The organism is Nonomuraea sp. MG754425 (genome assembly GCF_021699195.1).
Taxonomy (GTDB): Bacteria; Actinomycetota; Actinomycetes; order Streptosporangiales; family Streptosporangiaceae; genus Nonomuraea.
The window spans coordinates 49624-57146 of record NZ_SSXE01000036.1 but is presented as its reverse complement, the minus strand read 5'-3'; the positions used below and the strand labels follow the sequence as shown (position 1 = coordinate 57146).

General features: G+C 72.4%; 5 protein-coding genes and 1 pseudogene. 1 reads left to right on the top strand and 5 read right to left on the bottom strand.

Features of this window, described 5'->3' with window-relative positions; translation table 11 throughout:
* A pseudogene (locus tag FAF44_RS15535) lies at positions 1 to 348 on the bottom strand (diguanylate phosphodiesterase); the annotation flags it as partial.
* Positions 348 to 1112: a 3-hydroxybutyrate dehydrogenase gene (locus tag FAF44_RS15530; protein WP_237103859.1), complete on the bottom strand. Its 765-nt coding sequence runs from the start codon at positions 1110 to 1112 to the stop codon at positions 348 to 350. The gene FAF44_RS15530 and the pseudogene FAF44_RS15535, both read right to left, overlap by 1 nt.
* A 243-nt stretch (positions 1113 to 1355) precedes the next feature.
* On the opposite strand from FAF44_RS15530, the gene trpD reads away from it, so the two are divergent.
* Complete coding sequence (gene trpD, locus FAF44_RS15525) at positions 1356 to 2396, top strand: anthranilate phosphoribosyltransferase (protein ID WP_237103858.1); 1041 nt, start codon at positions 1356 to 1358, stop codon at positions 2394 to 2396.
* A gap of 16 nt (positions 2397 to 2412) precedes the next feature.
* Here the strand turns inward: trpD and FAF44_RS15520 are convergent, their stop codons facing one another.
* The 3 genes from FAF44_RS15520 to FAF44_RS15510 form a co-directional block, all read right to left on the bottom strand.
* On the bottom strand, positions 2413 to 3798 hold the full coding sequence (locus FAF44_RS15520; protein WP_237103857.1) for an aspartate ammonia-lyase: 1386 nt from the start codon (positions 3796 to 3798) through the stop codon (positions 2413 to 2415).
* Positions 3799 to 3864: 66 nt separating this feature from the next.
* On the bottom strand, positions 3865 to 5694 hold the full coding sequence (locus FAF44_RS15515; protein ID WP_237103856.1) for a serine/threonine-protein kinase: 1830 nt from the start codon (positions 5692 to 5694) through the stop codon (positions 3865 to 3867).
* A 35-nt stretch (positions 5695 to 5729) separates the two neighbouring features.
* Complete coding sequence (locus tag FAF44_RS15510; RefSeq protein ID WP_237103855.1) at positions 5730 to 6863, bottom strand: serine/threonine-protein kinase; 1134 nt, start codon at positions 6861 to 6863, stop codon at positions 5730 to 5732.
* Positions 6864 to 7523 lie beyond the last annotated feature (660 nt).

Here is a 7523-nt window from a genome sequence, read left to right as displayed (position 1 = left end):
GTCGGTGACCCGCATGTAGGTGTCGCCCCGCTCGGGGTCGTTCAGCGTCATGTACGCGACGTCGGTGGCCAGCAACTGCCTGGCCCGGTGCACGATGGCCTCCAGCACGGCGTCGAGGTCGCGCAGCGCCGCCAGGTCGCCGGCCGTGTCGTACAGCGCCGTCAGCTCGGCCTCGCGCCTGGCCCGCCGCTTCAGCAGGTCGCGCACCTTGAGCGCCTCGACCTTGGCCCGTTCGAGCTCCTCGATGGCGGCCGGGTCCGCGCCGGCCGCCCTGGCCTCGATGATCGGCCCCTCGAACTCGACCGCCGACGCCTCCCGCGCCAGCAACTCCAGGAAGCGCTTGCTCACTACCTCGCCGTCCAGCCGCCGTCCACCGGCAGCGACACGCCCGTGACGAAATCACCGCCCGGCCCGCACAGGTACCCGACCAGCTCGGCCACCTCCTCGGGCTCGATCAGCCGCTTGATCGCCGCGGGGGCCAGCATGACGTCACGCACGACCTCCTCCTCGGCGATGCCGTGCGTCCTGGCCTGGTCGGCGATCTGCGCCTCGACCAGCCCGGTACGCACGTACGCGGGGCAGACGCAGGTCGAGGTCACCCCGTGCGGAGCCCCTTCGAGCGCCACGACCTTGGAGAACCCCTCCAGCGCGTGCTTGGCCGTGGTGTAGGCCGACTTGTACGGGGAGGCCCGCAGCCCGTGCACCGACGAGATGTTCACGAACCGGCCCCAGCCTCTGGCGTACATGCCGGGCAGCACCTTGCGCGCGATCAGGAACGGCGCCTCGACCATCACCTTCAGCATCGTGGCGAACACCTCGGGCGGGAACTCCTCGATCGGCGCCACGTGCTGGAAGCCCGCGTTGTTCACCACGATGTCCACCGGCTCGCCGGGCAGCGCCTCGACGAAACCGGGCGCGCCGAGGTCGGCCACCACGGCGAGGCCGCCCACCTCGGCGGCCACCTGCCGTGCGGACTCGGCCCGCAGGTCCACGACCAGCACCCGGGCACCCGCCGCGGCCAGCCGCCGGGCGCAGGCCGCCCCGATGCCGCCGCCCGCCCCCGTCACCAGCGCGGTACGTCCGGTGAGCTCCCCCGTGAGATGCTTCGCCATACTCCGAACCCTAAGCCGTCACCCTCCCGGGACGCATGGGCGCGGCCGACATAGCTGGCCGTCCAGCTATGTGGATCCGGTGCGTCTGCTATGGTGAGAGGCATGATCGCGTATCCGGCACAGTGGTGGCCCGCCTCCTAGGCGGACCTCCCGACGCGATACGCACACGGCCGCCTCGACGAGGCGGCCGTCACCGTTGTTGTGGGTGGCCCCCCGTCGAGCACAGACATGAAGGGGCACTCAATGACCACCACCTGGCCACGGATCCTCACCACGCTGCTCGACGGCGCCTCGCTTACCGCGCACCAGGCGGCCTGGGCCATGGAGCAGATCATGTCCGGCCTGGCGACAGACGCCCAGATCGCCGCGTTCGCGGTCGCGCTGCGTGCCAAGGGCGAGAGCGTCGAGGAGGTGTCCGGGCTCGCCGAGGGCATGCTGGCCAAGGCCGTGCCGATCCGCGTCCCGGGCGAGTGCGTCGACCTGGTCGGCACCGGCGGCGACCGCGCCAACACCGTGAACGTCTCCACGATGGCCGCCGTCGTGGCCGCCGCCGCGGGGGCCAAGGTCGTCAAGCACGGCGGCCGGGCCGCCTCGTCCACGGCGGGCGCGGCGGACGTGCTCGAAGAACTCGGCGTGGTCATCGACCTGCCGCCCGCGGCCGTGGCCAGGATCGCGGACGACGTCGGCATCACGTTCTGCTTCGCGGCGGCCGTCAACCCGGCGCTGCGGCGCACCTCGGGGCCGCGCCGCGAGCTGGGCGTGCCCACCGTCTTCAACTTCCTCGGCCCGCTCACCAACCCCGCGCGCCCGTCGGCGCAGGCGATCGGCGTCTTCCACCCGGCGATGGCGCCGACCATCGCCGGGGTGCTGGCCGGGCGCGGGTGCTCCGCGCTGGTCTTCAGGGGCGACGACGGCCTCGACGAGCTGACCATCTGCGGCCCCTCGTCCATCTGGGTGGTACGCGAGGGCGGCGTCACCCCCACCGCCTTCGACCCGCTCGACCTGTCGATCCCCCGGGCCAGGCCCGGCGACCTGCGCGGCGGCGACGCGCGGCACAACGCCGACGTGGCCCGCGCCGTGCTCGGCGGCGAACGGGGCCCGGTGCGTGACATCGTCCTGCTGAACGCCGCCGCCGCCCTGGTGGCCGCCGACGGCACGCCGCCGGCGGCCGAGCTCACGCCCGCCCTGGCCGCGGGTCACAAGCGGGCCGCCGACGCCGTCGACTCGGGCGCGGCGCTGTCGCTGCTCACCCGCTGGGCCCACGCCACCCGGACGGCCGCCTAGCCCGCCCGCGGCAGGCTCATGGCCGGGTCATCGACAACACATCGAGCGCGGCGTCGAGCTGCTCCTCCGTGAGCCTGCCCGCGGCCACGTGACCGCGCTCGAGGACGACCTGCCTGATCGTCTTGCGCTCCGCCAGGGCCTGCTTGGCGATCTTCGCGGCCTCCTCGTAGCCGACGTACCTGTTCAGCGGGGTGACGATCGACGGGGACGACTCGGCGTACTCGCGCAGACGCTCGACGTTGGCGGTGATCCCCGCGACGCAGCGGTCGGCGAGCAGGCGCGAGACGTTCGCCAGCAGCTTGATCGACTCCAGGATGTTGCGCGCGATGACGGGCAACTGCACGTTCAGCTCGAAGGTGCCCGACGCGCCGGCGAACGTGATCGCCGCGTCGTTGCCGATGACCTGGGCCGCGACCATGGCGGTGGCCTCGGGTATCACCGGGTTGACCTTGCCCGGCATGATCGACGAGCCGGGCTGCAGGTCGGGCAGGTTGATCTCGCCGAGCCCGGCCCGCGGCCCCGAGCCCATCCAGCGCAGATCGTTGACGATCTTGGTCAGCGACACCGCCACCACCTTGAGCTGCCCCGACAGCTCGACGATGGAGTCTTGGGCACCCTGGGCCTCGAAGTGGTCGCCGGCCTCCTGGAACGGGATGCCGGTCGCCTCGCGCAGCTTGCCGATGGCCTCCTGCGCGAAGCCGGGCGGGGTGTTGATGCCCGTGCCCACGGCGGTGCCGCCCAGCGGCAGCTCCAGCACGTGCTCAAGGGCCGCCGCCACGCGTACGACACCGTGCTCGACCTGCGTGGCGTACCCGCCGAACTCCTGGCCCAGGGTCACCGGCGTCGCGTCCATCAGATGCGTGCGCCCCGACTTCACCACGCCGTCGAACTCGATCGCCTTCTCCCGCAGCGCCTCGGCCAGATGCCGGAGCGAGGGCAGCAGATGGAAGGTCACCTCGGTGGCCGCGGCCACGTGGATCGAGGTCGGGAAGACGTCGTTGGACGACTGCGAGGCGTTCACGTGGTCGTTGGGGTGCACGGGCCGGCCCAGCCGCTCCTCGGCCAGCGTCGCGATCACCTCGTTGGCGTTCATGTTGGACGAGGTGCCGGAGCCCGTCTGGAACACGTCGATCGGGAACTGGGCGTCGTGCTCGTTCTCCGCCACGTCGGCGGCGGCCTGCGCGATCGCCTCGGCCATGTCCTTGTCGATCACCCCCAGCTCGCCGTTCACCTCGGCGGCCACCGCCTTGATCAGGCCGAGGGCGGCTATGTGCGACGGCTCCAGCGGCCGTCCGGAGATCGGGAAATTCTCCACTGCCCGCTGGGTCTGCGCACGCCATTTCGCGCCGGCCGGCACGCGTACCTCGCCCATCGAGTCATGTTCGATCCGGAACTCACTCATGACCTCCAGTCTGACCCACGGCGGGCTGAACAGCCGGAAGGCCCCCCGGCCGGCCCGGAGCGGGGCTCAGCTCGAGAACAGGGCGACGATGAGGACGGCGATCACCACGGCCGCCGCGGCGGCCACCGCCATGAGCACCAGCATGCCGTTGCGGTTGCCCGCCGGCTTCTTCTCCTCCGGCCCCGCGATGGCGAACAGGTCGGTACCCAGGCCGTGCCCGCCGAACTGACGGGGGCCGCCCTGCTGGGGCGGCGGCTGCGGGGGCATCATCGGCTGCTGCTGCTGCTGCTGGGGCCGGGGCTGACCGGCCGGGGGAGCGGGCACCGGGTAGACCTGCTGGCCCGGTGAGCCCTTCGGGATGCGGGTGGTCTGGAGGGCGCCCTCGTCGCCGGACGGCTGCGGCTGCGGCGGCCGGCCGCCCCGCTCAGGTGCCGGGAACGGGCCCTTCGGACGCGAGATGCTCACCGTGCGCTCGGGGTCGTAGTCGTCCTCGCCGGGCACGTCGCCGTGCGGCCCGGCAGCCGGGGAGCCGGGACGCTGCTGCTGCCCGGGCGGGGGATAGCCGGGAGCGGCCGACTGCGGCACGGTCGGCGCGTTCGGCCCGTGGGCCTGTCCCTGCGGACCCGGCCCGGTGCCCGGCGCGTCGTTCGGCCCCGACGCGGGACCGCCCTGGGGACCCGCCGGTCGGGCCGGCACGGGGCCGCCGGGCCAGGGCCCGCCGTAGCCGCCGCCGGGCCCGTTGAAGGCGTTCGGCCCGGTGGGCGCGCCGGGCGCGCCGGTTCCCTGCATGGCGTGACCCACCCCGGGGGCTCCCGGGCCGCCCGGCCCGTAGCCGCCGGGCGGGCCCGCCTGCGGTCCGTTCTGGCCACCTGGCCCCGGCCCGTAGGGCCGCTGCCCGGGCGGCTGGCCCGGCCCGCCGGGGCCCTGGGCCGGTGGGCCGCCGGGCCCGCGACCCGCGGCGCCCTGACCGCCTGGAGTGGAACCCGCGGGGGTTCTCTGGGCGGCGAACGGATCAGGCAAAGCGGCCTCCTGCGCCATAAGAGCCTCGGCCGTCAGCACCGGCATCTCGCTCGTGGGGGTGTCGGCGACCATGCGCAGCAGGGTCTCCGCCTTGGCAGCGCCGAGCCGCTGCCGATAGTCCTTGTTCAGCAGCCCGTCGAGCACGGGACGGAGCTGGCCCGCCTGCGTGGGCGGGTCGGTGTTCTCGGTCAGCAGCGCCGCCAGTGTCTCCGCGATCGTGGAGCGCTCGTAGGCCGGCCGCCCCTCGACGGCGAAGTAGAGCGTTGCGCCGAGCGACCAGATGTCCGACTCGGGGCCGGTGTACTCGCCCCTGGCACGTTCCGGGGCGGTGTAGCCGGGTGAGCCGATCACCATGCCCGTCTTCGTCAGCCGGGAGTCGCCCTCGGCCTTGGCGATGCCGAAGTCCGTCAGCACCACGCGCCCGCTCGCGGTGATGAGCACGTTGCCCGGCTTGACGTCGCGGTGGGTGATGCCCTGGGCGTGCGCGGCGCGCAGCGCGCCGAGCAGGTCGACGCCGATCTCCGCCACGAGCCGCGGCGGCAGCGGCCCCTCCTCCTCGATCACCTGCTCCAGCGAGCGGGCCTCGATGAGCTCCATGATGATCCACGGACTGTTCTCGTGGATCAGCACGTCGTGGATCGAGGCCACCGACGGGTGGCTGATCCGGGAGGCGATGCGGCCCTCGCGCACCATACGTTCGCGCAGCTCGGCCCGTTGTTCCTCGGTGAGGCCCGGGTCCTGGCGGATTTCCTTGACCGCCACCTCGCGCCCGAGCGCGCGGTCGCGGGCGCGCCAGACCGTGCCCATCGTGCCCCGGCCGAGCGGGGCGATGAGCTGGTAGCGCTCCGCGAGCAGGCGTGTCTGCTGTTCCGGCATGAGAAGAAGATATCGATTCTCGCTTGGGAAGTGCTTTACCCTCGCTTGCGAAGTTCTCTTGGCCAGAACCGTCGAGGAAGGCACAACTTTATCACCGTCGCTTTGAAACGAGCATAAGCCGACGGCGCCGGCCGCTGTTCGACACGCCTCCTGTGCACGCCCTCGCCGGGTTTGCGTTCCTGGCGCGGTCGTTCCTGACGTGGTGAGGGCACGTCCACCGCGCCCGCCGGCGGATCGGCCCGGTGCAGCCCGCGGTGGGTCGGCCGGCGCGCGAACGACGGGGGCTGCGGCAGCGGGAACGACGACGTGGCACGCGTGGGCCTGCGCGGCGTCAGCGGCTCCTCGGCCGAGCCGCCCGCGGCCACCCTGGCCAGCATGAGCGAGGCGCGTACGGAATCGAGCCTGGTCGCGGGGTCGATCCGGAGCAGCGCGTCGAGCACGGGCGCCAGCGGGCCCGCCTTGCTCATCGGGATCGGCTCGCCGCTGGTGAGGGCCGCGAGCGCGGCGGCGGCCGTCCGCCTGCCGTGCAGGCCCCGGCCCTCGACGGTGGTGTAGAGGGTCGCGCCGAGCGACCACAGGTCGGCCGCGGGGCTGGCCTTCGAACCGAGCACGCGCTCTGGAGCGATGTATCCCGCGGACCCGAGAACGATGCCCGCCTGGGTGATGGAAACGTCACCTTCGAGCGCGGCCAGGCCGAAGTCGGTGAGCACCGCGCGGTCCTCCGTCACCAGCACGTTGCTCGGCTTCACGTCGCGGTGCAGGATGCCCTTGGCGTGCACGGCGCGCAGCGCCCCCAGGATCTGCCGGCCGATCTCGGCCGCCCTGCGGGGGTGGAGCGGTCCTTCCTCCTGGATGAGCTGCTCCAGCGACTTGGAGTGCAGCAGCTCCATGACGATCCACGGCCGGTCGTCCTCGGTGACGACGTCGAAGACGGTGATGACCGACGGGTGCGCGACCATCGCGGTTGCCCGGCCCTCGCGCTCGGTGCGCGCGCACAGCTCGGCGCGCAGCTCCTCGTCGAGCACGGAGGGCAGCCGCACCTCCTTGACCGCCACGTCGCGGTCCAGGAGTTCGTCATGTGCCCGCCAAACGGTGCCCATGCCGCCGCGACCAACCGGCTCCACAAGCCGGTAGCGCGCGGCGAGTAGGTAACCGGAGGGCGCACGCATGCCAGGCAGCTTACCTATTTGTGTAAACCGACCAGTAGAGGCGGGGCCGATAATTTGTTGCGAACTTAAGTCAACCCGCCTGACTCGTCACGTCAGCAAACCTCCTGGTCACATCGTCCCGGTTGGGGAACCCCGCGGTTTGTCCGACGCGGCCCGGAGCGGCTCGCCGAGGTACCGAACGTGGTGCGCGCGACCCCGTACGTCGAGCCACGCGGCGGGGCGGCAATCCCCGGCGCGGTCGGGGCGCGGGGCCCGCGGCGGCGTCCGGGCATCTGTGCGGGCCGGCGGCGCGGTGCCGGCCGGAACCGGGGCCGAGATGTTTGCGCAGTTCATCGCACATGTGTGCCGATCGGCACAACGACTTGCCGAATATTTGTGCATGATGCCAGGTACGGGACTTTCCGCGATGCGGCAGGCTGACTGGCAGGAACCGAGGGGCGAGGTCAGCCACTTGTAAGGGTGCCGTAAGGGGGCGGGGGCATGGTTACGGCAGGCGAAGAAGGCGAGCGCCTTCGAGCGGCACACGAGGTCCCGTCCAGTGAAGTGAAGACCATCCGAGCATGGCCCTGTTGCCTGACCGTTGAAGGACGTGATGAGGATGCGCCAGACCCGGGTTCGCCGCCGGCCGAGCAAGCCGACCGTTGCCACGCTGGATCTTCG